Below are 26,787 nucleotides of genomic sequence, written 5' to 3'. Positions count from 1 at the left end.
ACAGTTTACGGCAAGGTCTGAGCCTCAAAGGCTGACATACCGGGCGCAGCTCGTGCCGTAGCGCGTCGCTCCGGCGGTGTAAAGCGCGAAGGCTGGTTGAGAAACTGTGTGATGGCGATCGCCGCCGCGCCGCTCACTGCGGCATCGGTGGGCAGAGCAGAAAGTTCGATGGACGTTCCTGCCCTCAGTTCGGGGATGACTCTATCCTTGACCACACGTTGAGCAGCCTGCAGCAGGGGCATTCCGGCGGCGGCAAGCATGTCTCCCACAATGATCCGGGACGGGTTGAATGCGTTGATGATGGTGACGCAGCCATAGCCCACGTAAGTGCCAATGGTTTGCACTAGCTCGACCGCGTCTGTGCGGCCTTCCTGCGCATCGGTGAACAGTCGTTCGCAGGCTTGCTGATGGGTCATCGACTCGATTCCGGGGCAGTAGCCGCGTAGATTGAGGGTGCGATGCACTGCCACGGCCGAACAGTATTGCTCAAGGCAACCTCGGTTGCCGCATTCACAGTGCCTTCCATCCACGTCAATGCTGATATGGCCGAGCTCGGTGGCAGTGCCCATGGCACCGTCAATGAGGTGACCGTTGTCGATAACCCCCAAGCCCACGCCTTCGCCCAGCAGGTAGTACGCCAAACTGGGGGAGCCGTGCTGTGAGAACAGCTGCTCGGCGAGCGCCCCTGCACGTGCGTCCTGCTCAATGAAGACGGGTACGGGGAAGCTATGGGTGAATTCTTCCACGAAGTTGACTTGTCGCCAACTGTCCATGGATGAGACCAATGCAGCTCGTCCCGCCTCTCGCAGGTAGGGGCCCGGCACGGCCATGCCGATGGCGATGATGCAATGGTCGTCGCGCAGCAGTGCGGCGATGGTGCGGTGCACGTCGTTCAGTGCCTGGCGCACGGTGTGGTTGCTGACGGTGGGCAGGTTGTTTAGTGAAATTTGAGTGCCGCGCAGGTCGAAGACTCCGATTTGCAGGAGGCTTCGGGCGAATTTGACGCCGATGACGTGGAATGCTTCGTGCCGCAAGCGCAGACCCACGGAGCGGCGGTTGCGTGAACCAGGTAGTGCTTGTGTTTCTTCGATGATGTTGTTTTCCAGCAATCGTGCTGTGATTTTGCTGATGGCGGCCGGTGTGAGGTTCAGCGCCCGGGCTATTTGTGCGCGAGAGGTGACGCCGTGCTGGTAGAGGTAGCGTAAGGTGTGCGAGCGGTTGGACTCGGAAAGTGAGGCTTGGGAGATGGTGTGCGTGGTGAACGGCATAGGTCTCCTTTGCTCTGTGTGTAGCATGGTCGGGTGAGCCTGCTGGGGCGGTAACCCTCACTATATGTTAACAGCGTTAATATTAGAAGTTTGCCATGACGTATAGCAAGGGCGTGTCGCGGATGCTTCTGCGTACATCGTATGCGGTTAGATAGGTCACATCAAAAATCAAGAAGGAAGTGTTAGTATGTCCGGAAATTCCCGGCTTCTTGAGGAAAATGCAGCGCTCGTAGCGCTGCTGAACGCGACTGACCGCAGAAAAGAGTCTTGGAGTGCAATTGCCGAAAAGATAACGCGGCAGGGTAGTGCCATCGAGGTGTTCAACCACGAGGCGGACCCTGCACATTTTGCCCTGAAAGATGAAGGTGAGGGGCAGTATGAGTCCGGTGTGCTCTTCGGTGATGACGAGGTGCCGGTGAACGTTGAGCGGCGCCGTCGTCTGGAAGAGGCTCGGGACGAGGCGAAGCAGTTGGTGGCCGAATGGGATCGACATGGCTTGGATTTTGTCTCTGTGCTTGATGAGCGCTACCCGCCACGGTTGCATCAAGTAGAAGACACACCGCCATTCGTGTTCTGTCGTGGTCGATTTAATGAGCGTGACCGACAGGATATGGGCGTGTGCGTGCTCGGTTCTCAGAACGCCTCTCAGGATGCCCTTCTGTTTGCTCGCGCGGTTACCGGCATGCTGGTTGAGCGGGGTCTGACCGTCTTCGCCGGCCTGACGGTGGGTGTTGATGCTGAGGTTCATCGGCAGGCCATGGATTTGGGCGGCAGGGCAGTGGCGTTTCTGGGTACAGGAATTGATCGTTGTTACCCGCTGACTAATCGGCTGCTGCAGGAGCGGATAGGGCGAGAAGGGCAACTGCTTTCCCAGTTCTGGCCTGAGACTGGCCCCAGTCGTCACACATTCCCTGCACGAAGTGCGGCGATGTGCGGCTATGCGGTGGCTACGGTGATTGTGGAGGCAACCGAGCAGTCTGACGCTCGTATGCAGGCAAGATTGGCGCAACGGCAAGGCAAGCCGGTGCTGCTGCGCGATGAGGTGGCGCGTCATACGGTGTGGGGAGCTTCTATGGTCGGCCGCAAGGGTGTATATGTCGTGTCGAGCGTGGCTGATGTGAGCCAGGTGCTCGACCAAGTGCTTGCCGGACTGCGGGCGCAGTGAGGACGGAACGACGGCGAAGCGAAGGAATCGTGCCGCCAATCGCGGCATGCCGGTCTGCGCGCGTAAGGCGTGTGCTGAATAGTGTCCGCGATGATGAGCACGCCGACACGGCATGCCTGCTCACGCGCGTAAGGTGTGTGCGCCATGGCGTAGAACACGACCACGATAAACAATGCCTGCTCACGCGCGTAAGGTGGGGTCTTGCGGGAAACTGCCAGCCGGACGCCAACTTCGTGCCATGCCTGTCTGCGAGTGTAAGCGTGCTGTACTTGTGGGGCGGAAAAGAACCGATTGGGCTTACTTGCCTGCGGGCGTAAGGTGTGCGTGACGATTGTGGTCATTGTGGTGCGCGTTGCCACGCATACCGGCCTGTGGGTATAGGTGTCTGCGATCCGTAGGCATGCAGGCCTGCATGTACATCGTGTACACGTGCCGGCTTTTGGGCGTAAGGTGTGGTCTTGCGGGAAATTACCGTGTCGGAACCGACTCCGCGGCATACCTAGGGCAATAAAGAAGTGCAACACCTTGCGTAGCGTTGGGATTGTTCATTGAATCCGGTAGGTGGAACGCCGTGGCGGCGATGGTTTGCGGGTCGGTGGCGGATTGTTCGCTGAACCCAAGAAACTGGGGCCGTACATTGCTATATGATGGGAACAGGGCGCAGCTAAAAGCGGCGCGAAATACGACGGCATGACGGGAATACCATGGAACAGAGGCAATATCGCTGTGATAAGTGCGGGTGCACCACGTATGTGTCGGATCAGTTCCAAGCCACTGGTGGAGATTTCGCCAAGCTGTTTGATGTGCAGAACAAGAAGTTCATCACTGTCAGTTGCACTAGTTGCGGCTACACCGAGTTGTACCGCGGGCAGACGGACGCGGGCATGAATATGCTTGATTTCCTCGTCGGCAACTGATTGATGGCCAGAAGCTTCGGCAATCTGAGTACTAACGCAACAAAACCGTCGCTGATTGAACATGAGTGACGGTTCCGTTGCGTTTGGTGCGAGATACGTGACAAAACCGTCGTTCAGTCTGTATCAGCGACGGTTTCGTTGCGTTTGGTACGGTGTGCACAGCAGAACCGTCTCTGAGTCTGTATCAGCGACGGTTCTGCCGCTAGGTTTCCGTCATGTAGGATGCTTTGTGAGCTGTGAGTTGTAGTCGTTTGTAAATGAGTATCAGTCGTTTTGGTTGCGTTGAGCTGCGGAAGTGCAACGAAACCGTCGCTGAGACGATGTGAGCGTCGGTTTTGTTGCGTCCATTGTCGGTTTGGTTGTGATAGATGCGATGTAACCGTTGCGTAGTCGTCTGTAAACGAGTGTCGCCGTCAGGTTTAGTGTCGTTGTCGGCGCCATCGGTGTCGGTTCGGGTGCGTGAGGGTGCAGAGGTGCAACGAAACCGTCATTGGGGCACTGTGAGTGACGGTTTCGTTGTGTTGAATGGTGGTGGTGCAGCTGGACCGTCGCTGGGATATGGTGAGCGACGGTCCAGCTGCGTTTGATGTAAGGGTGCGCGACAGGACCGTCGCTGAGGTGGTGTGAGCGTCGGTTTTGTTGCGTTTGGTGCGGGATATGCGACAGAGCCGTCTCTTAGTCTGGATGAGCGTCGGTTTCGCTGCGTGGTTGCGTGGTTGCGTCGGTTGCGTCGACTGCAGTGAGGTTCCGATACTTACGACTCAACGTCGGAGCCTCACCGTCTACTACTTGGTCAGGTTCGGGTAGTCCGGTACTCCCATGTAGTTGGGTTGTGCGCCTTTTATGCCGTTTCGTGCCGCCATGTTGGTGTTTGTGTACCACAACGGAATCACCGGAAGGTCTGCGAACAGTTGCTCCTGAGCTTGCCGGTAGCAGTCAAGGGCGGCGTTTGAGTCGGTTTGGCGTGCTGCCTGCGCAATAATCCCGTCAAATGCGCGGCTCTTGTAATCCCCGTTGTTCAACCCTTTGCCATCAGCTCCTGACGAGTCGTAGGCCTGCACCAAGTAGCCTTCGGGGTGCGGGTAGTCTGACTGCATGCCTTGAATGAATGCCGCTGCGATGGTGCGATCGTGTATGGCTCCGGTCAACGACTTCTGCGTGGCGAAAATGTAGGGTTTGGCGTCAATGCCGAGCGTATTGTGCACCGAATTGACTATGGCATCCACCCATGGTTTGTTGGCGGTGTCGGCACTGTAGGCCAACTGGAACGTTCCTGTCCATGGAGATATGGCATCAGCTTGGCTCCACAGCTCCTTGGCTTGGTGTTCATCATATTTCAACACGTCAGCCCCGGGCAGATCCTTGCTGTAGCCGGAAATCGTAGGCGCTGTGAAGTCGGTGGCCGCAGTGGCGGTGCCGTGCAGCGTCTTAGTCACGATTTCGGTACGGTCGATGGCCTTGGAGATGGCGGCACGCCGCAACTGTCCCTCGCGCCCGGTGAAGTGCTGCAGGTTCTGTGCAATGGTGATGGACTTGAATCCTGTCCCTGGCGCGTTGATTGACTGCAATCCCGACTCGTGCATATACGTCTTGAGCGCAGAATTGGGAATGGTGTCGAGCACGTCCAGATTTCCCGATTCCAGGTCGGCGTAGGCGCTGTCGAGATTGGTGTAGATTTTGTAGGTCAGCCCCTTGTTTTTAGGTTTTCTGGGGCCGTTGTACTTGGGGTTTGGCTTGAGTGTGATCTGCTGATCGTGATCCCAGCCAGTGAGCTCATAAGGGCCGTCGCCCACTGGATGCTCGCCAAAGGCTTTGATGTCGCGATATGCCGACGAAGGCATGGGCAGGAATGCCACATCTCCTACTTTGTAAGGAAACGAGGAATCAGGAGAGGAGAGCTGCACCTGTAACGTGGTATCGTTCACTGCGGTGAGGCCGGAGAGTTGAGCGCCGGGGTCGCCGTTCGGGGTTTGAAGTTGATCGTAGCCGGCGATGTTGGAGAATATGGCAGCACCCATCTGACCGTTGGCGGCATTGGCCGCGAATGACCAAGACTTGGCGAATGTGGATGCGGTAATGCGTTCTCCGTCGGAAAAGCGCAGATTCGGTCGTAGCGTGACAGTGTATTGGGAGGCGTCGGCGTTGGGAGTGATGGCTTTGGCGTCGGCATAAATGAGTTTGCCGCTATCGCTGAAGGTCACGAGCCCCTCGAAAATCTGTGTCACCACTTTCCATCCGGCGGTGTCATTCGTATTGCCTGGCACTAGTCCGGCCGCTGGTTCGGTCTCGTTGACCGTGATGATATTGGCTGCGTCGTCGTTTGTCTGGGCACTGTTCGAATTTCCGCATCCGGTGAGTATTGCGCACATGAGAGTCGCCGCCATCAGGGCGGTTCCAGATCGTTTTACCGTAGAAGATATGGTCATCGTATGCTCCTTCTCTATGTGTACCGCAATGTTGATGAGTACGAGGTGTGTGCCGGGGCTTGCGTGTCTGCCGGTTCGTAGCAGGCACGGATGGTGCCGCAGTCGTCCGGTAGCAAAGACAGAACCTGAATCAGTACTCCGTCTCAGCATAGCTGGTGTTCGCAAGGTCTTTGCGATTACGCTCACAGGGTGGCGGTCGGTCCCGTTTTATGCGAGGAACGTTGTTTTGAACCCGCAAACCTGGGCTTGGATGAGGGGAGACAAAGGGTGTACCGTCGTTTTCATTAGCCGGGTGTTGTCCTGCACATGTCGGATCCGACGGCATCAGGGAGGTTTGCGCCTGAGAGCGCAGGATGCCACAAACGACCGATGGGCTGAACCTCATCATCGAACCGGAGATTCGTGCCTGGGATACGCGGGGTGCAGCAGGTATGCACGAGCGTTGTACCCCGGATGTGTGGGTGTGGTATCGCGGTTGTCCGCTGAGTGATTAGAATAACGCAAGACGCGAAGCCCATAGGTTCGCGCCAAATGCTCAAATTTCAAGGAGAAAACAGATGAGCAGCATGTTCACGTGGAAATTGCACGGTGATGGCAAGACGTTGCGACCCGGTGAAGTGGTTGAACCCGATGAGAGAATGACGTGGGGACGCACCGCCGGTATTGGCGCCCAGCATGTGGTCGCAATGTTTGGAGCCACGTTCCTTGTCCCGATATTGACGGGCTTCGACCCATCGACGACATTGTTCTTCACGGCAATGTCGACGGCGCTGTTCCTGTTGATCAATCACAATGAGCTACCCAGTTATTTGGGTAGCTCTTTTGGTTTCATAGCCCCGATCATGGCCGTGGCGAGCGCAGGCAAGGGACTGGCCGCTGCGAGCTTCGGCATCATGTGCACGGGTTTGCTGCTGGCGGTTATCGGCCTGCTGGTGCATTTTGCCGGCGCAAAGTGGATTGACATCATCATGCCGCCGGTGGTCAACGGTGCCATTGTGGCCATCATCGGCTTCAACCTGGCTCCCTCGGTGTGGGACAACTTCAAAAAGGCTCCCGACACCGCCATCGTCACGCTCGCGGCGGTGCTGCTGATTGCGATGCTGTTCAAGGGTTTGCTCGGCCGTCTCAACATTCTGCTTGGCGTGCTTGTCGGTTACTTGTACGCCTGTGTGTGCGGGCAGGTGGACTTCAAAGCGGTGGCTGATGCCGCATGGATCGGCTTCCCGCACTTCCACGCCCCGCAGGCCGATTTCTCCGTGCTGCCCATGTTCATCCCTGTGGTCATGGTGCTTATCGCCGAGAACGTGGGACATGTCAAGTCCGTGGCGCAGATGACCGGCCGTGACTATGACGACAAGATCGGCACGGCTCTCTTCTCCGACGGTCTGGGCACTGCCATCGCCGGTGTCGGCGGCGGTTCGGGCACCACTACCTACGGCGAGAACATCGGTGTGATGGCGGCCACTCGTGTGTATTCCACGGCTGCCTACTGGTGCGCGGCAGGTTTTGCGCTCGTGCTGAGCCTTTGCCCCAAGTTCGGTGCCATCATCAACACCATTCCCGCCGGTGTGCTCGGTGGTGTCACCACGCTGCTGTACGGCATGATCGGCATGACCGGCGTTCGCATCTGGGTCGACAACCATGTCGACTTCGCCAACCCGCTCAACAACATGACTGCTGCGGTGACGATGATCATCGGCATCGCCGACTTCAGCTTCGCCATCTCCGGCGTTAAGTTCAACGGCATTGCCATCGGCACCGTTGTGGTGCTCGTGGTCTACCACGGTCTGAAGTTCATCGGTCGTCTCACTGGCGCATTGCAGGAAGATAAACCTGTAGAAGATGCGGCAGGCGTTGCGGTTGGCGGGCAACCGGCTGCGGCAGGTGCGCAGCATGATGCTGCGGCGGAGTCGCTCGGCGACAATGCCGGTTCAAGCCATTGATCGTATCCTAGTCGTCGCTTCGCGGTGCGATGAATGGCGCCGCTCAAAGGCAACGCAATGAACAGGTAAGGCCCGTCTGTATATCAGGCGGGCCTTACCTGTATGCATATGGGTGGATTCATAGGCATATTCTCTTCTGCCATCTCGTATGCCATATTGCCGGTTGGCGTGTACATGCTCCCGGCGATGCCTACCGCTACGATTGACCCATGTCTATATATGACCTTTTCGGCAGTGCAATGAACGGCGATTTCCCTTACGGGCCGTCCGGCAGAAGCTCACGCCCTTCGTGGGGGCGCGGGGAAAGCGAGGAGGATGACGATCCCACCATCCTCAACGTGGAGACGGATGGTGACGAGGCAGGGAAGTCCCGTTCGCGCAGGTCTTCAGGGTCGTCCTTGCCGCCGTTCGTGCCCCGGCTTTCGAATGGTTCGTCCGGCTTTGGGCGCGGGTCTGGTCTGGCATGGAAGGTGCTGTTTGTTGTCGCCATTGTCTTGGTGGTTCTGTTGGCGCTGTTGTTCGGTCTCGATCGTTTCATCACAGACCTGATGTGGTATGACCAACTTGGTTTCCAGAGTGTAGTGTGGAAGCAGCTATGGACCAAGGTCGGTCTGTGGGTGGCTTATGCGTTGGTGTTGGCTGTGGTGAGTTACATTTCCGCCACTCTCGCCATACGTGCCAGGCCGGCCGGTGCAGACGGCTCCACCATTCGTATCAACGGTGATGTGGTCGAGGTCGGCACGTCGTTCAGTTCCAAGTCGGCGCGCCGTGTGGCTGTGGTCGTATCGCTTATCGTCGGGGTGCTCTTCGGATCTCAATTCAATGCCAACTGGTCCGAGGTGCTGCTCATGTTCAATGCGCAGTCCTTCGGTGTCAAGGATCCGCAATTCGGCATCGACAACGGATTCTATGTGTTCATATTGCCAGGTCTCAAGCTTATGCTTTCGGCGCTCACCGTCATGCTGGTCGTTGGCCTTATCTTCTCCGCGGTCACGCATTTTGCCATGGGGGGCATCCGCATCACGATGCCGGTGAACGGGCGCGGCATCCTGACCGTCACCAAACGCGCCAGAAGGCAGATCGGTGTATGGATCATATTGAACATGCTGCTCTGGGCGGTCAGTCAGGTAGCGTCGGTGTTCTCCAACTTGACTGCAGACAGCACCCGATTCACCGGAGCTGATTACACCACTGTCCATGCCACTATCCCGGTGTCTTTCGTTATGGCTGCGCTTACGGCTTTGCTCGGTGTGGTGCTTGGTGTTTGGCTGATGCGCACTCACGCGTTCGACGGGTCATCCTCGACCGCGGTCAGTGCCGCTGAGGCCCTGCGTGCATGGAAAACACCGGTCATTGCGGTTGCTGCGGTTCTGGTGGTCGCTGTGGTGCTTGGTACCGTATGGCCCATGCTGCTGCAGCGCTTCAAGGTCAGCCCGAACGAGCAGGAGATGGAGTCTGACTACATCTCACGCAACATCAGCGCGACCCGTCAGGCGTACGGTCTGGACGGTTTGAAGACCGAACAGTACGATGCCACTACCGAAGGCAAATCCGGCGCTCTGGCATCGGATCCGGAGACCACCGCGCAGATTCGATTGCTTGACCCGCAAGTGGTATCGCCCACCTTCAAGCAGATGCAACAGTCCAAGCAGTATTACACGTTCGCCGACACGTTGGCGGTTGACAAGTACGACATCGACGGCAAGAGCCAAGACACCATGATCGCCGCGCGCGAGCTGGATCTTAACGGCAACGACAACCGCAACTGGGTGAATGACCACACGGTCTTCACACACGGTTACGGTGTGGTGGCCGCATACGGCAACAAAGTGACCAGCGACGGCTACCCTGAGTTCTTCGAATCGGGGATTCCCACGCAAGGCAAGCTTACCGAGTCCGAACGCTACGAGCCGCGCATCTACTTCTCGCCCAACGCTCCCGACTATTCCATCGTCGGTTCGCCCAAAGGCACGAAGTCTTGGGAGTTTGACTATCCCAAGGGTTCCACCGGCGCCTCCAATACTTTTGATGGCAATGGCGGGCCGAAGATAGGCAATGCCTTCACCCGTCTGCTCTATGCGTTGCGGTTCGGTTCCGACAAGATTTTCTTCTCCGACCGAGTCACTTCAGATTCGCAGATTCTCTATGACCGCAGCCCGCGTGAGCGTGTGGCCAAGGTGGCTCCCTATCTGACGCTCGACGGGCGTGTATACCCGGCGGTAGTGGATGGGCGTGTCAAGTGGATCGTCGATGGATATACCACATCAGATGCGTATCCATACTCGCAGAACACTGATTTGGGAAGAGCCACGCAGGACTCCACCACAACTACCTCCTCTACCGTCAAGGGACTGATGAGCCAGCCAGCGAATTACATTCGCAACTCGGTGAAGGCTACGGTTGATGCCTACGACGGCTCGGTCGACCTTTACGTGTGGGATAAAAGCGATCCGGTCATCAAGGCCTGGCAGCAGATATTCCCTGGTCAATACCACCAGATTTCCGATATTTCCGGCGATTTGATGAGTCATTTGCGCTATCCGGAAGGCTTGTTCAAGGTACAGCGCCAGCTGTTGTCCAAGTACCACGTCACCAGCGCCGGCCAGTTCTTCTCCGGCGAGGACTTCTGGCAGACTCCGACCGACCCGACCGAGTCGCAGTCAGGGCGAAGTTCCAACGTGCTGCAACCTCCGTACTATCTCACCCTGAAAACGGGAGGTTCCAACGAGCCGCTGTTCTCACTGACCTCAACATATGTGCCTGCAGGCACATCCACCAGGGAGATTCTTACCGGATTCCTTTCCGTCGATTCGGATGCCGGCAATGAGAAAGGGCATATCGGCTCGAATTACGGCACGATTCGACTACAGGAATTGCCGAAGGACTCCAATGTTCCAGGCCCCGGACAGGCGCAAAACAACTTCAATGCCAACGCTGAAGTCTCCAAGCAGCTCAATCTGCTCGAATCCGGATCTACCAAGCTCAGACGAGGCAACCTGCTTACCTTGCCGCTTGGTGGAGGGTTGGTATACGTCCAACCGGTGTATGTGCAGTCCGCCGGCAGCACGAGTTTCCCCTTGCTGAAAAAGGTGTTGGTCGCCTTTGGCGATCAGGTCGGTTTTGCAGACACGCTTAACGACGCCCTCAATCAGGTCTTTGGCGGTAACTCCGGTGCCTCGGCAGGAGATGCGGAGAATGCCGATGACGGAGCCGGAACGGCTGATAGCGCGGGAACGGGCAGCTCGCAATCCGGTTCGGGTACCCCTGCTGACGGTGGCAAAGGCACGGGTCAGTCACCTGATAAGCAAGGCGGTAAGCCCTCCAACTCAGCAAGCCCTGAACTCAAAGCCGCACTCAACCGCGCCGGTCAGGCCATGAAGGACTCTGATGCGGCCATGAAGTCCGGCGATTGGGCGGCGTATGGTAAGGCTCAACAGGATTTGAACAATGCGTTGAACCAAGCCATTGAGCTGGAAAACAAACAGTAGTCGAAGCGTATTCGGGAGTAGGGGGAGAAGATGGGAATCATCCGGCCCTATGGGGAAGATGACTTGCAGGCGATCACCGACATCTACAATGAGTCGGTGATCGCCGGTGGGGTTACCGCCGACTTGGTGCCGCGTACTCTCGAACAGCGCGCGGCTTGGGTAGACGAACACACACCACGTGAGGTATATCCCGTGGTGGTGGCTACCGACGGAGCGGGCACCGTGGTCGGTTTCGGCTCGTTGTCGAGATTCCATCAGCGTCAAGGTTTCGACGGTGTGGTGGAAGTCAGTTATTATGTTGCTTCCCAAGAGTGCCGGCATGGCTATGGTTCCGCGCTGCTTGAACATCTGCTCGCGCAGGCGGAAAGCATCGGCCATCGGCTTGTTGTTGCGCTGCTGTTCGACGAGAACAAAGGGTCTGCCGCGTTGGTGCAGCGGTACGGATTCACTCGTTTTGGATTGCTTCCTCGAGCGTCGCGCAACAGTGAGACCTACTCCGATCTGGCCTACTGGTATCGGCCCGTTGAAGGTCATCGCTCCTGAACGGTGACGTGCGCTTGGCTGAAACGTTATCGTCGCGTCGCCAATTTCCAGTAGGATGAGGCGGTGGTTGGCTCTCACAGCGCGGCACGCTCGACTGTGCAGTGCTTGGCAGACCGGCATATCGTGCCGGTCACTTGGCGTGTGGGCTTTGGATGACAAAGGATGGGCAGAGCGCGGATGGCATCTGATTTTTGGCTGGTGGCGGGGCTGGGAAACCCTGGTAAGAAATATGAAGGCACCCGTCACAATATGGGTTTCATGGTGGCAGATGAGTTGGCACAGCGTTGGTCGGTCTCGCTCAGTGGGCATAAAGGCCTGGCGGATCTCGGAAAAGGCGTGATGCGTCTGGACGGTAAGATGGTCAAGTTCTTCCTGGCCAAACCACTCACGTTTATGAACGACTCGGGTGCCGCTGTATCGTCCATCTGTTCCTATTACGGTATTGAGCCGGCACACGTGGTCGTCGTGCACGACGATATGGACTTGGACTTCGGCCGCATCAAAGTAAAGTCGGGCGGCTCGGCCGGTGGGCACAACGGTATCCGTTCCATCGACAGGTCTCTGGGGACCAACCAGTATGCGCGTGTGCGCATGGGGGTCGGTCATGCCGAACGTGGTGCCAGAGCGCACGAGAATACCATTGACTGGGTGCTTGGCGGGTTCGCGGCGTCTCAGCGCAAAGAGTTGCCGGAGTTTCTTGCCGATGGGGCGGATGCTGTCGAGACCGTTATGGTCACCGGGCTGAATGCGGCACAGGAGCGGTTCAATGGCCGATGAGGTGAATGCATCGGGCACATTGGTTCCGCTGCTGGAACGCTTGCAGCGTGATGAGTCCTTCAGTCAGCTGGTCGAAGGTAAGGTGGACGGTCCCGTGGGTGCTGCCGATGCCGCGATTACGGTAGGTGCCCCCACTGGTATCCGTCCGGCATTGGCGGCTGCGGCGGCCAGACGGGCACCGGTGGTCATGGTGGTTTCCTCTTCGCGCGAGGCCGAGGAAAGTGTCAAAGCGATTCGTGCCTGGTATGAGGGCGACCCGCAGGAAGTGTGCCAGCTTGAAGCATGGGAAACGCTTCCGCACGAACGCCTTTCACCGCGCTCCGATACCGTGGCAAGCCGTATGGCAGTGTTCCGTAGGCTGAGTCACCCCCAAACAGGGAATCCGGTGTTCGGTCCCATACGCATTCTCGTGATGCCGGTGCGTTCACTCATCCAGCCTGTGGTGGCAGGTCTGGGTGAGGTGGAGCCGTTGGTATTTGAGCGCGGGCACGAGATAGAGCTGGATACGGCAGCCGTACGACTGGTGGAGAACGCCTATACGCGGGTGGAATTGGTGGTCAATCGCGGCGAGTTCGCGGTGCGCGGCGGCATTCTCGACGTGTTCCCTCCCACGCTCCCGCATCCTGTTCGTATCGAGTTCTTTGGCGACGAGATCGACACCATGCACGAGTTCCACGCCTCAGATCAGCGCACGTATGGTGACGACATCGATATGGTATGGGCCACGCCCTGCCGTGAACTGCAGCTCACTGATGCCGTGCGTGCGCGAGCCAAGGCGCTTATCGGAGAGATTCCCAATGCCGACGATATGCTCGCTTCCATTGCCGATGCCATTCCGGTGGAAGGCATGGAGTCGCTGATTCCCGCACTGGTGACGGATATGGAACCGGTGTCCGGCATGCTGCCCAAAGGCGCGGTGCTCATGCTGTCCGATCCGGAAAAACTGCGCCGAGCTGCTGACGACCTGGTCAAGACGGCGAACGAATTCCTCGCAGCCAGTTGGCATGTGGCGGCCAGCGGACACGGTGCAGGCGCCCCGATTAGCTTCGAGCAGGCCAGTTTCATGGACTTCGGTGAAAGTGTTGCCCAGCTTGAATATGCGAACCATGATGTATGGAAGGTTACCGGTTTCGGTGTAGACGCTTCCGTCGCCGGCCATATCAGTCTGGATGCTCAGGCCGCGGCGGAATACCGGGGTGATGAGCACAAGGCCGCCTCCGGCATCGAAGGATTGGTAAGTGCCGGGATCGATGTCACGCTGACCGCTGGTTCGGCCACTACGCTGGCACGGCTGCAGCGGGCGGTGGAAGGCGTCGGCGTTACGAAATTCCACACGGCGCAGGCCGAGATGATTGACGGTTTTGTGGATGTCGCGGCCAAAGTGGCTGTGCTCACTGAACGTGATCTGACTGGAAAAACCAGTGTTGCCGCACGCACCAAGACACGTGGCAGGCGTCGTAAACCGCTTGATCTGATGGAGTTGAAAACCGGTGATTTCGTGGTGCACGAGCAGCATGGTGTCGGTCGCTTCGTCGAGATGCGGCAGCGTACCACGGGTGTGGGAGCCAACAAGGCCACGCGCGAATATCTGGTCATCGAGTATGCTCCCAGCAAACGCGGCGCACCGGCCGACCGGCTGTTCATTCCCACCGACCAGCTTGAACTGGTGTCGAAATATATTGGTTCAGATGCGCCCAAGCTCAACAAGCTCGGCGGCTCGGACTGGGCACAGACCAAAGCCAAGGCTCGCAAGCACGTACACGAGATCGCAGATGACCTGGTCAAGCTTTACTCGTCTCGTCAGGCGGCGCGCGGCTACGCGTTCGGACCTGATACCCCGTGGCAGAAGGAACTGGAGGATTCGTTCCCGTTCCAAGAGACGACCGATCAGCTCACCACCATCGCCGAGGTGAAAGCGGACATGGAACGAGCAGTGCCCATGGATCGTCTCATCTGCGGTGATGTGGGCTTCGGAAAGACCGAAATCGCGGTGCGTGCCGCCTTCAAGGCCGTGCAGGACGGCAAGCAGGTGGCGGTGCTGGCTCCCACAACGCTGCTGGTGCAGCAGCATTACGAGACGTTTACCGAGCGTTACGATGGTTTCCCAGTTGAGGTGGCCGCCATGAGCCGCTTCCAAACCACCAAGGAGATCAACGAGACGCTCGAAGGTTTGGAATCCGGCAGGGTGGACGTGGTCATCGGCACCCATAAGCTGCTCAACCCTAAAATCAAGTTCAAGGACTTGGGGCTGCTCATCATCGATGAGGAGCAGCGTTTCGGTGTGGAGCACAAGGAGACGCTCAAGGCGCTGCGCACCAACATCGACGTGCTCTCCCTGTCCGCAACCCCCATCCCGCGCACGTTGGAGATGGCGGTGACGGGCATTCGTGAGATGTCTACTCTCGCAACTCCTCCCGAGGATCGCCTGCCGGTGCTCACATACGTGGGAGCGCAGGAGGACCAGCAGGTCACTGCGGCTGTGCGACGCGAATTACTGCGTGGGGGACAGGTGTTCTACGTGCACAACCGGGTCAACGACATCGACAAGGTTTCATCCAAGATTCACGAACTTGTACCGGAAGCGCGCATTGGCGTGGCTCATGGCAAAATGCGTGAGAAACAACTCGATGAGATCATTCAGAGCTTCTGGCATCGCGATATTGACGTGCTGGTGTGCACGACCATCATCGAGACGGGGCTTGATATCTCGAATGCGAACACGCTCATCGTCGACCAGGCCGACCGCTTCGGTCTCTCCCAGCTGCATCAGTTGCGAGGTCGCGTAGGGCGTGGACGGGAGCGTGCTTACGCCTACTTCCTCTATGATCCCACCAAGCCGATGACCCAGCAGTCGCATGACCGCCTGGCCACCATCGCGCAGAATACGGCGCTGGGCTCAGGCTACGACGTGGCCATGAAGGATCTGGAATTGCGCGGCACCGGCAACCTACTGGGTGGCGAGCAGAGCGGCCACATCGAGGGCGTGGGCTTCGACCTCTACGTGCGCATGGTCTCCGACGCTGTGGAACAGGTCAAGGAGCCGGAACGAACCGAACCGGTCGCCGTCACCATAGACCTGCCCATCGAAGCGTCCATTCCGGTGGACTACATCGATTCCGACAAGCTGCGCCTCGAGGCCTACCGCAAACTTGCCGCATCGCATACCGAGGAGGATCTGGACGATCTGTGCGACGAGTTGACGGATCGGTACGGTGCCATGCCCAAGGAATTCGACGCACTGTTTGAAGTCACACGTCTGCGTGAGGCCGCGCGAAAGCTGGGTATCACCGAGATTATCGGACAAGGCTCGCGTGTGCGCATCTCCAAATTCGACCCGCCGGAGTCGCTGCGCATGAGGTTGAACCGCATCTACCACGGTATGCAGTACCGGCCGGTCACACACACGTTGCTGCTGCCGGCGCCATTCAACGGCTCGCTGGGCTCCGGGCCGATGAGCAGCGACGAAGTGCTGGAGTGGGCGGCGCAGCTGCTCAAGGATTTGGCTTGGACGGGTGCGGCGCGCTGATCAGGGTACCGGCAGCGCCACAGCAGTATGAGCGTGCCTCGGCACCTGGTCGCGGCAACCGGTTGTGTGAGCGTTCACAAATACGCGCGATTTTGACTCTCGCTCGTCCAACAAGGCCACTATTCTGGAATTTGTTAGAGAAACCAACGCTAAGGAGTAGCTGTGGCAGCAATTGAAAGCGTATACGCGCGCGAAATCCTTGATTCCCGTGGAAACCCGACCGTGCAGGTCGTGCTCGACACCGATGACGGCGCTCAGGGCGTCGGTCTGGTGCCTTCAGGTGCTTCGACTGGTGAGGCAGAGGCTTGGGAGCGCCGCGATGGCGACAAGTCCCGCTACATGGGCAAGGGTGTGCTTGACGCAGTCAAGGCCGTCAATGAGGTCATCGCCCCGAAGATCATCGGTATGGACGTCACCGATCAGCGTGCGCTCGACGAGACCATGATTGAGCTCGACGGCACCCCCAACAAGGGCAAGCTCGGCGCCAACGCCATCCTCGGCGTGTCCCTGGCCGCCCTGTATGCCGCTGCCGACTGGGCCGACATGCCGCTCTACCGTTACATCGGCGGCACCAACGGCCACATCCTGCCGGTGCCGAACATGAACATCATGAACGGCGGCGCCCACGCGGACTTCGCCACCGACATTCAGGAATACATGATTTCCCCCTACGGCTTCGACACCTACAGCGAGGCCCTCCGCGCCGGCGTCGAGGTGTACCACACTCTGCGCGGCATCCTGAAGAAGGAAGGCTACAACACCGGCCTCGGCGACGAAGGCGGCTTCGCCCCCAAGATGAAGTCCAACGAGGACTCCCTCAAGTACATCATGACCGCCATCGAGCAGGCTGGCTATGAGCCAGGCCGTCAGATCGGCATCTGCCTGGACGTGGCCTCCTCCGAGTTCTACAACAAGGAGACCGGCAAGTACCACTTCGACGGTGAGGACCGCGACGCCGACTACATGCTCGACTACTACAAGGGCCTGGTGGAGAAGTATCCGCTCGTCTCCATCGAGGATCCCTTCGCCGAAGAGGACTGGGAAGCCTGGCAGAAGATTACCGCCGCTCTGGGCGACCAGCTCCAGTTCGTAGGCGACGACCTGCTCGTGACCAACCCCAAGCGCCTGCAGAAGGGCATCGACCTGAAGGCCGCAAACTCCCTGCTCGTCAAGCTCAACCAGATCGGCACCGTCACCGAGACCCTCGACGCCATCGAGCTGGCCACCGCCAACGGCTTCACCTCCATGGTGTCCCACCGTTCCGGCGAGACCCCTGACACGACGATCTCCGATCTCGCGGTTGCCAAGAACACCCGCCAGATCAAGACCGGTGCTCCGGCCCGTGGCGAGCGCATCGCCAAGTACAACCGCCTGCTCGAGATTGAGGAGGAGCTCGGCTCCACCGCTCAGTACGCCGGCTACAGCGCCTTCAAGGCCTGCAAGAAGTACATGAAGTAAGTGTTTTCGCTATGGCGCGTTGCCAGCGCCTGATGCGAGCACAATACTGAGTTCGGGTGCACATCTTCCAGTAAGGTGTGCACCCGAACTGTTCCACCCGCCGCATTCTGCATAAGGTCGAATGCGGCGGGTATTTTCGTGACTATGAGTAGTACCAATTCAGGTGGCTCGCCAAGCGGTAGACGCATGGGTGAAAGACAAGTGAGTGAACGGAGGCAGTCAATGCCAAACGCTCGCCAATCTTCAGACTCCAGAGGCTTCTCGAAGGCTCGCGCCGCACAGAGCGTGCGCGCTGAATTAGACCGCGAGCGGCAGGCCGCCAGCGCACGATCTCAGCGTGAGCATGCTGCACCGAGTGGCGTATCCGCAAAGAGAAAGCGCAGTTCTGCAGCGTCTCTGAACACACACAAAGACGACCACCGAGCACGTAACAACAAGTCCGCGAATCGGGACAAGGCACATTCCAAAGCAGGTTCCGCCCGCGCTGTGACGCGCGCTAAGCAGCAACGGGAATCCGGCCCTATAGCCTTGTTCGCTGCCGTATTCATTATATTGTTGGGAACGATTCAACTGGTTGCCACGTTCCATAGCTATGCGCAGAACCTGTCGGAACTCAACGGACTGAAACGACAGGAAGCTTCGTTGCAGTCGCAAAAACGCGGTCTGGAGAACGACATCGCCCGTTGGGACGACAAAGCCTATGTTACCGCTCAGGCCAGGGAACGGCTCGGCTTCGTGTTTCCGGGTGAGCAGGCGGTGCATGTGGAGCATCCGGAGGCGGTGACCGGAGTCAAGCCCAAAAAGGGCGGTTCGGCTACCGCAGTGTCCAAACCGTTGCCCTGGTACAGTGAGATGTCCTATTCGTTCAAGAAGGCCGATGCTCCATTGCCTAAGCGCGACGATGACACCGGAGTGGTGTCGGGCAGCGCCCAAGACAAGGCGCATTCCAAGACTGACACCGGCAACGGTGCAAACAATAACGGCACTGATGACAAGAGTTCAGAGAAATGAGCCAGACAGACATGACAACATCGTCCAAACAGCAAGCCGAGCAAGACATTCCGGCTGCCATACGCACCGCGGCACAAGCGCTGGTGGATCGTGTAATGAGTGATGCCCCGAGTGAACAGGACATCGCCATGGTCACCAAACAGCTAGGTCGCTATCCTAGGGGAATGGTGGCAGTTGGAGCCAGGTGTGTAGTCTGCGGCAGCCCGTTGGCCGTGGTGACGCGTCCAGAGCTGCCGGACGGCACCCCTTTCCCGACAACGTGTTACCTCACCAGTCCGGAGGCGGTGAAAGCGGTCTCTCATGTGGAGGCAAGCGGGGCAATGGCACAGATGACGGAGGAGCTGGAAGGCAGTGAAGATCTGCAGGCGTGTTACCGCGCCGCCCATCAGCAGTACTTGGCGTTCCGTTCCGAGCTGGCGGCACGACTTGGTGACAGTGAGGAACATGTGCAGGGCATCAGTGCAGGCGGTATGCCGGTTCGTGTGAAGTGCCTGCATGCCTTGCTGGCGCAGACGCTGGTGATGGGTGCCGGCATCAACCCGTTCGGAGACAGTGTATTGGAACAGGTGAAGGATGAGTTCTCGCCGGACGTCTGCCGGTGCAGTGTGCGAGCGGATATGTTGGAGTGAGGGCGAGCTTCACTGGTCGACTCGAATGTGGCACATGTGCATGAGAGACCACTGCATTGGCATGCGGCAGTAAGGCTGCGATCGAATCTTTAGGTATCTGACGAAGGAAGCAATCATGAAACAGACGGCACAGCGGGATTCGGTAGTGGTAGCTGGTGTGGACTGCGGTACGAATTCGATTCGTCTCAAAGTATCACGCGTATATCAGGACGGACATGTGGACGACATCGTACCTCGTATGTTGCGTGTGATTCGTTTGGGCGAAGGAGTGGATGAACATCACCGTTTCTCCGAGGCCGCGCTGGAACGTGCGTGGGATGCCGCGCATGACTTCGCTGCAGTGTTGCAGGAGCATCCGGTGGACGGGCTGCGTTTCGTGGCCACTTCGGCTACCAGGGATGCGCAGAACCGTGATGTGTTCGAGCAGGGCATCCGTGACATTCTGGGGGTGACTCCCGAGGTGATTGCGGGGACTCAAGAGGCGGCGTTAAGCTTTTTGGGTGCCACTGGCAGTGTGCCGAGAAACGGTCTTGAAGCCCCGTATTTGGTGGTCGACTTGGGTGGTGGCTCCACAGAGCTGGTGCTTGGTGGAAACGGTGTGGATGCTCCGGCTACGTCTGTGCGCGCCGCTTTTTCGATGGATATTGGCTCGGTGCGCATGACGGAGCGGCACTTGTTGGCCGACCCTCCCACGCAGGCTCAGATCGATGAGGCCATGGCTGACATTGACCGTCATATCGACGAGGCGTTTGAGCATGTCCCTGCCGGGCAGGCGCGCACCATCATTGGCGTGTCGGGCAGTGTTACCACCATGACTGCGCTGGCATTGGGGCTCGATGAGTACGATCATAGCGCGGTCGATGGGGTTCAGTTGCCTATTGCCGACGCTGTGGCAGTAGATGAGAAGTTCTTGAGGATGTCCCGGGCGGAACGTTCGAGCTATCGGGCCATTCATCCCGGCCGCATCGATGTGGTGGGTGGCGGAGCATTGGTGTGGAATCGTGTGCTTGAACGGGTGTCTGCCTCTGCACAGGCCGACCATGGTACGCCTATTGACTCATTTGTCTCCAGCGATCACGGTCTGTTGGACGGCATTGTGATGGACTACGGAGCCCGGTTGTTGTACCCCCGGTCGGACTCGAACCGACATGCCAATGGCGACTGATTTTAAGTCAGGTGCGTCTACCAATTCCGCCACGGGGGCACGTCTGAAACAGACATAGCCATTGTGCCACAAGCGCTCTACACTGCGGTAGCAGCGTGTGCGAGAACTGTATATAGAGCGTGCGAGAAGGGTTATCAAACACATGTGGGGTGCAGCGACGCTAATCGCTACACCCCACATGCGGAGAACCTCAATCGAACGTGTTACTTCACGCGCTTGATGAGCAGAGCGGAGCCTGCCGAGACGACGGTCATGACGATGGCGACCGGGAATACCAGATCATAGCCGTGGCCGATGGCCACGCAAACCGTGGTGCACACCGAACCCAAGGCCTGGCCGGCGCAGGTGGCGATGTTGATGAAGCCCAGGTCCTTGCCCGCGTTCTCTTTGTCAGGCAGCACGGCGACGTTCAACGCCTGGTCGATGGCCGAATACATGCCGTAGCCGAAGCCCGCCACGCCGGCGAACAGCAGCATGCCGGTAGGTGTCGGGATGGCCCATGCCAGGGCGATGCCGATGGCGTAGAGTGCGCAGGCGAAAACGATAGGAGGCTTGCGGCGCTTGATGAAATCGGAGATGGGGCCGGAAACGGCGGTGGCGATGAGCGAGACCACCATGGTGATCACCGACATTGTGGCGATTACGGCACCGGCCTCGGCCTTGCTCTGTCCGAGGCGGTCTTCGCAAATGAAGAGCTGGTAGGCGGTGATCATCTGATAGGCGATAAGCAGGCCGGTACGGCACACGAACGCCTTCCAGAAGTCGCTTGCACCCTTGGTCGGTGGAGTGAACGCGTGCACGAGCACCTTCCACAACGGCTCGTTGTTCTTCGGGGTGTCCAGGTTGGCCTTCTCCTTGGGGATGATGACCATGGCCAGCCATCCGGCCAGCAGCAGGGAAATGCCGGAGAGTGCGAAACCGATGGTGGTGTGGGAGATGAACTGGGCGGCGAGCAGGTTGCCCAGGCCCTGGCCGATCACCGCGCCACCGCCGAACGCCGCCGAAGCGGTGCCGCGGTCATGCTCGGGCACGCGGTCCGAGAGGATGGCGGTAATGGGAGCAATCATCATGTTCAGGCCGATGAGCGAGAAGCAGTAGGCGATGCCCACTCCAACACCGATGGTGGGCAGGCCGGTGGCGTAGAAGGACAGGCCGCACAGTACTGCGCCGGAGACAATCCAAGGGGTGCGCTTGCCGAAGCGGGAACGTGTGCGGTCGGACATGCTGCCGATGAACACGTTGATGAACATGGAGAGTACGGCACCCACGCCGTTGATGGTACCGAGCAGGGTGCTGGGGTCGTCTACGCCGATGTCGCGCAGGCGCTGCGGCATGAGCACGCTGCCCACCATGGTGAAGCCCACATAGGTGAGTGTGTTGTAGACGAAGAGTCCAATGATGTAACGCCAAGCTTCGCGACGAGAGCGACCGCCTGGTTGGGTGGATGACGGCTCGTTGGCGGTGATGTTTTGTTCCATGATACTTCTTTACTGTATTGCTGTGAGGGTTTGGTCGTAAGGTCGCAGCTCCTACGCTGCGCTGAACAGGCAAACCCGGATTGGTATGTGGAATTCATATGTGGAGTGGCGGTTCAGACCACTCCACACAAGCATGTCGAACGCCGTTCGGGGCATAACGGTGACCGAACGGCATTCCGGACACGGCTCAGTCGTCGAGCTGAATCCACGCGGACGTATCCTGCGGCAAGGTGCCGTCGGCGTTGAGCGGGCTGGAGGTGAGCAGCACCTTACCTTCAGGCAAGGTCATCGGCTCAGCGCTGAAATTGGTGACATTGGCCCAACCGTTCGCACGGCGATAGGCGATCGAACCGCCCAAGTTGCCGTCAGCTCCGTCAGGTTCGCTTCCTTGGCGGTCAAACCCGTCAAGCCAGGTCAGGCTCGTGTCTGTAGTCTGCAGCTCATGACGCATCTTGACCACCTTGCGGTACAACGAGAGCACCGAACTGTCGTCCTCTTCCTGCGTGCGGGCTGCGACTTGAGAGAACCATGCAGGCTGGGGCAGATGCGGCTTGGAAGCGCCTGCGGGGGAGAAGCCGTACGTATTGCGCGCATCATCCTCCCAAGGCAGTGGCACGCGGCAGCCGTCGCGGCCTTTCTTGGACAAGTTGCGAGAAGTGCCGAACGCCCACGGATCCTCAAGGTCATCCCATGCAATATCGGCGACTTCGAACAGGCCGAGTTCCTCACCCTGATAAATGTAGGCGGAGCCGGGCAGTGCCATTTCCAACATCACAGCGGCACGTGCGCGCCGGGTACCGGCTTCACGATCCTCGACGTAGGTGGTGCCGTCGCGCAAAATCCAATCATTGGCGATGGCATGGTACAAGCCGTTGTTGGTCTTGACCTGCGGCAACGCATAGCGGGTGGCGCTGCGAGGCACATCATGATTGCCCATCACCCAGGTGGAAGTGGAGCCGCCGGTCTGCGCCGCCGAGGCGATACCGTCCTCGATGGCGCTGTGCATCTCGTCACGCAGCCAGTTGCATTCGGCGAATTTGAAGTTGAACACCTGGCCCAGCTCGTCGGGGCGGGCATAAAGATGCTGACGTGAAGCAGGCACCCAAGCCTCACCCACGGCGAAACGTGCCGGAGTGTACTTGTCGAAGACCTCGCTGCGCCACTGACGGAAGATCTCGTGCACCTCCTCGCGGTCATAGACCGGGTGGGTGCCGTCTTCCACGGTGACGTGCATGGCGTCCACATCGTAGTTGTCCAAGTCGTCGCGATCGAGATCCTTGGCCAGAGCCTGCGCCACGTCGATGCGGAAACCATCTGTGCCATGGTCGCACCAGAAGGTCAGTGTCTTGATGAAGTCCTCGCGCACCTCGGGGTTGTCCCAGTTGAAGTCAGGCTGCTCCTTGGTGAACAGGTGCAGGTACCACTGGCCATCGGGTACGCGCGTCCAGGCAGAACCGCCGAAGTTGGCAAGCCAGTTGGTGGGGGGCAATTCGCCGTTCTCACCTTTGCCGTCGCGGAAGACGTAGCGCTCGCGTTCCGGGGAACCGGGGGCTGCTTTGAGTGCCTCCTGGAACCAAGGGTGCAGGTGGGAGGAGTGGTTGGGGACGATGTCGACCATCACTTTGATGTCGCGGGCGTGGGCTGCCTCCACCATGCGGTCGAAGTCGTCCATGGTGCCCAGCTTGGGATCGACGTTGCGGTAGTCCTGTACGTCGTAGCCGCCATCGGCCAGTTCGGAGGGGTAGAAGGGTGAGAGCCAGACGGCGTCTACGCCGAGTTCTTTGAGATAGTCCATCTTGGAGGTGACACCGTTGATGTCTCCCAGGCCCGATCCGGTGGAATCCTTGAAACTGCGTGGGTAGATCTGGTAGACAACCGCTTGCTTCCACCACAGGTCAGCATCAGTAAAAGCGCTTTTATCATGCGTTTCGTTATGTTGTTCTTGCATAGCTACTTCCTTATAGTGCATGGCGTTAATATGGTTATTTCAGCATTTGTAGACGTTATTGTCTGATGAAATGCCGATACTGCAAAATAATAGCGCTTGCATGGTAAAAGTCAACTCGCCCCATGAACAGCGCGAGTTGCCAAGTTGCAGTAGAATCAGAAACGTTTCGCCGTCAGTACAATCCGTGCAAGAAACGGCGTCAGCTAGGGGGAAATGCATGGCCAGGGTCACGCTTCATGACGTTGCGAGAGAGGCAGGGGTTTCGGATTCCACGGTCTCCAGGTCGCTGCGAGGCTTGGATAAAGTCGATGAGCGCACACGCCGGACAGTCAAAGAGGCGGCGCAGCGTCTGCATTTTTCCTTTGCGCGCAATGCCTCGTCGCTGGCCAGCGGGAAGACCATGAGGGTGTCGCTGCTCTTCTCAGACGCGCTCAACACTTGGTTTGATGCCGGTGTGATGCAGGGGGCCTACGAAGTGCTGGTGCCCAGCCACTACGACATCATTCCCAACATGGTGCGCGATCACTCCCAGCTTGACGAGTTCTTTGACCGGCTGCCCGCTGGGGGCAACGTGGATGCGGTGGTCGTTGCCTCCATCAACCTGAGCAAACGGCATATTGGAGTACTCAAGCATCTCACCATTCCCACTGTGGGGCTTGATTCCAGAACCATCACAGGTTTCGACGCCTCGGTGCTCATGGACGACAAACGGGCCATGGATGACGCTGTTCGTCTGCTCAGGGCGTTGGGACACCGCAACATCGGGTTCGTGGGTTGGCCCGAACCGGGGGACTTGGAATTCAGCACCCAGTTGCGTGTGCGTGATTTCATCGAAGCTGCACAGGCTCAGGGATATGGTCGGCGGCAGGTTCAACATTTTGACTTGGGGAAGGTGCAGGATTATCGCAGCCGTGATGAGGCGCTTGACGCGGCGGCCTCCCGGATTCTTCAGGCACCGGTTCGTCCGACCGCCATTTGTGTGGAGACGGACGATTTTGCGGTGCCGCTGGTGGCTCGTCTGCGCAGCAAAGGTATGCGTGTGCCCGAGGATATGTCGGTAATAGGGTTTGACGACAATGATGTGGCCGGTGCCGTTGGGCTGACCACCATCCACCAGGATCCGGTGGAAATGTCGCGAAGTGCATCCCTTAAGGCGCTTTCCCTGATGCGTTCCGAACCTCTGGCACAGCCTCATGATGTGGTGAGGTCGGTGCTCATGGTACGTGACACCACCACATTTGCGCCAGAACAGTGAATCGCAGGTGGGGCGCGAAGTGCCAACTGCCGCGCCTTTCTGCTTGCCGTATGGCACCTGTGTGACGGTTCGGTAACCGTGCTGTGTCGGCGGTATGAACGCGCCGTTTCTCTGCTCGCGCAGCAGCTCCGATACGGGTATGCGGACGGCTAGAATATTGGTCATGTTCAGCATTCTCGATATGTTCAAAGTAGGAGTGGGGCCCAGCTCATCGCACACCGTGGGGCCGATGGCGGCCGGTGCGGCGTTTGCGTCCTCTCTCTCTACCAGCACGGCAACATCAGATATGTCGGAGAAACTCATTGCTGCGGTGCGTCGTGTGGAAGTGACCTTGTATGGGTCGCTTTCCCTTACTGGTCTGGGACATGGGACCGACCGTGCTGCGGTAGCTGGTCTGGAGGGCAGCGTGCCGGCCACGGTTGACACCGATCATCTGCTTGACATCAAACATGAGTGTGAGCGCAATGGTTTCATCATGCTCAATGGCACGCATCGTGTTGAGTTCGACTATGATCGCGACGTGGTGTTTGAACAGTGGGAGCGGCTGGCGCCACATACCAATGGCATGCGGTTCAAAGCGTTTGCAGGCAACGGCGAGGTGATTGCCGAGCAGGTTTGGTATTCCATCGGCGGTGGCTTTATTCGTCAGGGTCACGCGGATGACCTGATGATCGGCATTCACGACCAGCCTCCGGCGGGCTCGTCCTTCGCGGAGCAGGAGAGCGCGGACGATGCTGATTTCCCTGCGCAAGCCCCCTATCCGTTCTCGTCCAGCGTGGAATTGCTGGAACTGTGTCGCACCACGGGGAAAAGTATCTCGCAGATCGCCTGGGAGAATGAGATTGCCGTGCAGCCTGAGGCTGAAGTGAGGGCGCGCCTGCTGCGCGTGTGGGAATACATGCAAGAGTGCGTCAATGCCGGCTGCACCAGTCGCCAGACGGTACTTCCGGGAGGACTTAATGTGCCTCGGCGTGCGCCGAAAATCTATCAGCGCTTGGCCAGCGGAGCCGATGTGCTGGGGCTGACTCATAGCGCACAGGCGTCTTCCGCAGTCGGGCGGGGGATTGCTCAGCCTGGTGCGGCCAGTGACACGTTCGGCATCCGGCATGCCGATGATGCAAACGATGACGTGCTGCCGCAGATACATCAGGGCGCAACGCCGGTACCGGATGCCAGCGTGCTCTATGACTCGCATTCGGCATGGCTGGATCTGTTTGCCATGGCGGTGAATGAAGAGAATGCCGGAGGTGGCCGCATCATCACAGCACCCACCAACGGTTCTGCCGGCATCATTCCTGCCGTGCTGGAGTATTACTGGCACTTCTGCGATGGCGCCGACGAAGATGGGGTCATCCGCTTCCTCTTGGCAGCAGGTGCCGTCGGCTATCTGTTCAAACGCAATGCCTCGATCTCCGGAGCTGAAGTAGGATGCCAAGGTGAGGTCGGGTCTGCGTGTTCCATGGCTGCCGCAGGGTTGTGCGAAGTGATGGGCGGCACACCCGAGCAGGTGGAGAATGCTGCCGAGATCGGCATCGAGCATCACTTGGGGCTGACTTGCGACCCTGTGGCCGGACTGGTGCAGGTGCCGTGCATTGAACGCAACGCCATGGCGGCCAACACGGCGGTCAATGCTGTGCGGGTGTCGTTACTGGGAGACGGCGGACACATCGTCACTCTTGATCAGGCCATTAAAACCATGAAGGATACCGGCGAGGACATGATGGCCAAGTATAAGGAAACTTCCAAGGGAGGACTCGCGGTCAACGTGGTTGAGTGCTAGTCTAGTGTCG

16 protein-coding genes, 1 tRNA gene and 1 pseudogene are annotated in these 26,787 nt (G+C 58.6%); 13 read left to right on the top strand and 5 right to left on the bottom strand.

Features of this window, described 5'->3' with window-relative positions:
- Positions 1-5 precede the first annotated feature (5 nt).
- On the bottom strand, positions 6-1,268 hold the full coding sequence (locus ACSYSO_RS05165) for an ROK family transcriptional regulator (RefSeq protein WP_491701641.1): 1,263 nt from the start codon (positions 1,266-1,268) through the stop codon (positions 6-8).
- Positions 1,269-1,455: 187 nt separating this feature from the next.
- Between ACSYSO_RS05165 and ACSYSO_RS05160 the strand changes: the two genes are divergently transcribed.
- Complete coding sequence (locus ACSYSO_RS05160) at positions 1,456-2,433, top strand: DNA-processing protein DprA (protein WP_491701640.1); 978 nt, start codon at positions 1,456-1,458, stop codon at positions 2,431-2,433.
- A 704-nt stretch (positions 2,434-3,137) separates the two neighbouring features.
- A complete protein-coding gene (locus ACSYSO_RS05155) occupies positions 3,138-3,350 on the top strand; it encodes a zinc ribbon domain-containing protein (RefSeq protein WP_491701639.1) in 213 nt (70 codons plus the stop codon).
- A 785-nt stretch (positions 3,351-4,135) separates the two neighbouring features.
- Here the strand turns inward: ACSYSO_RS05155 and ACSYSO_RS05150 are convergent.
- Positions 4,136-5,776, bottom strand: a complete 1,641-nt coding sequence (locus tag ACSYSO_RS05150; protein WP_491701638.1) for a peptide ABC transporter substrate-binding protein — start codon at positions 5,774-5,776, stop codon at positions 4,136-4,138.
- Positions 5,777-6,333: 557 nt separating this feature from the next.
- Between ACSYSO_RS05150 and ACSYSO_RS05145 the strand changes: the two are divergent.
- From ACSYSO_RS05145 to ACSYSO_RS05105, 9 genes and pseudogenes are all read left to right on the top strand, one after another.
- Positions 6,334-7,611, top strand: a pseudogene (locus tag ACSYSO_RS05145) (uracil-xanthine permease family protein); the annotation flags it as partial.
- A gap of 347 nt (positions 7,612-7,958) precedes the next feature.
- Entirely contained in the window at positions 7,959-11,207 is a 3,249-nt protein-coding gene (locus ACSYSO_RS05140; protein ID WP_489798483.1) for a UPF0182 family membrane protein, read from the top strand.
- 30 nt (positions 11,208-11,237) lie between these two features.
- Positions 11,238-11,750 carry a GNAT family N-acetyltransferase gene (locus ACSYSO_RS05135; RefSeq protein WP_489798082.1) on the top strand — a complete coding sequence of 171 codons (513 nt, stop codon included), beginning with the start codon at positions 11,238-11,240 and terminating at the stop codon, positions 11,748-11,750.
- Positions 11,751-11,927: 177 nt separating this feature from the next.
- The gene (gene pth / locus ACSYSO_RS05130; protein WP_489798083.1) at positions 11,928-12,527 is read left to right on the top strand and encodes an aminoacyl-tRNA hydrolase; all 600 of its coding nucleotides are present in this window, start codon (positions 11,928-11,930) and stop codon (positions 12,525-12,527) included.
- On the top strand, positions 12,517-16,053 hold the full coding sequence (gene mfd, locus ACSYSO_RS05125) for a transcription-repair coupling factor (RefSeq protein ID WP_491701637.1): 3,537 nt from the start codon (positions 12,517-12,519) through the stop codon (positions 16,051-16,053). Before pth ends, mfd begins: the two co-directional genes overlap by 11 nt.
- Positions 16,054-16,215: 162 nt before the next feature.
- Positions 16,216-17,511 carry a phosphopyruvate hydratase gene (gene eno / locus ACSYSO_RS05120; protein WP_491701636.1) on the top strand — a complete coding sequence of 432 codons (1,296 nt, stop codon included), beginning with the start codon at positions 16,216-16,218 and terminating at the stop codon, positions 17,509-17,511.
- A 486-nt stretch (positions 17,512-17,997) separates the two neighbouring features.
- Complete coding sequence (locus tag ACSYSO_RS05115) at positions 17,998-18,522, top strand: FtsB family cell division protein (RefSeq protein ID WP_491702069.1); 525 nt, start codon at positions 17,998-18,000, stop codon at positions 18,520-18,522.
- Between the two features lie 11 nt (positions 18,523-18,533).
- Entirely contained in the window at positions 18,534-19,151 is a 618-nt protein-coding gene (locus tag ACSYSO_RS05110; RefSeq protein WP_491701635.1) for a DUF501 domain-containing protein, read from the top strand.
- A 115-nt stretch (positions 19,152-19,266) separates the two neighbouring features.
- Positions 19,267-20,316 carry a Ppx/GppA phosphatase family protein gene (locus tag ACSYSO_RS05105; RefSeq protein WP_491702068.1) on the top strand — a complete coding sequence of 350 codons (1,050 nt, stop codon included), beginning with the start codon at positions 19,267-19,269 and terminating at the stop codon, positions 20,314-20,316.
- Here the strand turns inward: ACSYSO_RS05105 and ACSYSO_RS05100 are convergent.
- The 3 genes from ACSYSO_RS05100 to ACSYSO_RS05090 all read right to left on the bottom strand — a co-directional run bounded on the left by ACSYSO_RS05100 (position 20,275) and on the right by ACSYSO_RS05090 (position 23,742).
- Positions 20,275-20,355, bottom strand: a tRNA-Leu gene (locus ACSYSO_RS05100). The two genes, ACSYSO_RS05105 and ACSYSO_RS05100, sit on opposite strands and share 42 nt — an antisense overlap.
- Positions 20,356-20,519: 164 nt before the next feature.
- Positions 20,520-21,794: an MFS transporter gene (locus tag ACSYSO_RS05095; RefSeq protein ID WP_489760793.1), complete on the bottom strand. Its 1,275-nt coding sequence runs from the start codon at positions 21,792-21,794 to the stop codon at positions 20,520-20,522.
- Between the two features lie 187 nt (positions 21,795-21,981).
- Entirely contained in the window at positions 21,982-23,742 is a 1,761-nt protein-coding gene (locus ACSYSO_RS05090) for a glycoside hydrolase family 13 protein (protein ID WP_491701634.1), read from the bottom strand.
- 217 nt (positions 23,743-23,959) lie between these two features.
- Here ACSYSO_RS05090 and ACSYSO_RS05085 point away from each other — a divergent pair, with 217 nt between their 5' ends.
- Both ACSYSO_RS05085 and ACSYSO_RS05080 read left to right on the top strand, forming a co-directional pair.
- Positions 23,960-24,997 carry a LacI family DNA-binding transcriptional regulator gene (locus ACSYSO_RS05085; protein WP_491701633.1) on the top strand — a complete coding sequence of 346 codons (1,038 nt, stop codon included), beginning with the start codon at positions 23,960-23,962 and terminating at the stop codon, positions 24,995-24,997.
- Positions 24,998-25,160: 163 nt separating this feature from the next.
- The gene (locus ACSYSO_RS05080) at positions 25,161-26,777 is read left to right on the top strand and encodes an L-serine ammonia-lyase, iron-sulfur-dependent, subunit alpha (protein ID WP_491701632.1); all 1,617 of its coding nucleotides are present in this window, start codon (positions 25,161-25,163) and stop codon (positions 26,775-26,777) included.
- Positions 26,778-26,787 lie beyond the last annotated feature (10 nt).

The organism is Bifidobacterium sp. ESL1130 (assembly GCF_058507935.1).
The sequence above is the reverse complement of the archived record's forward strand: the minus strand, read 5'-3'. Positions and strand labels throughout refer to the sequence as shown.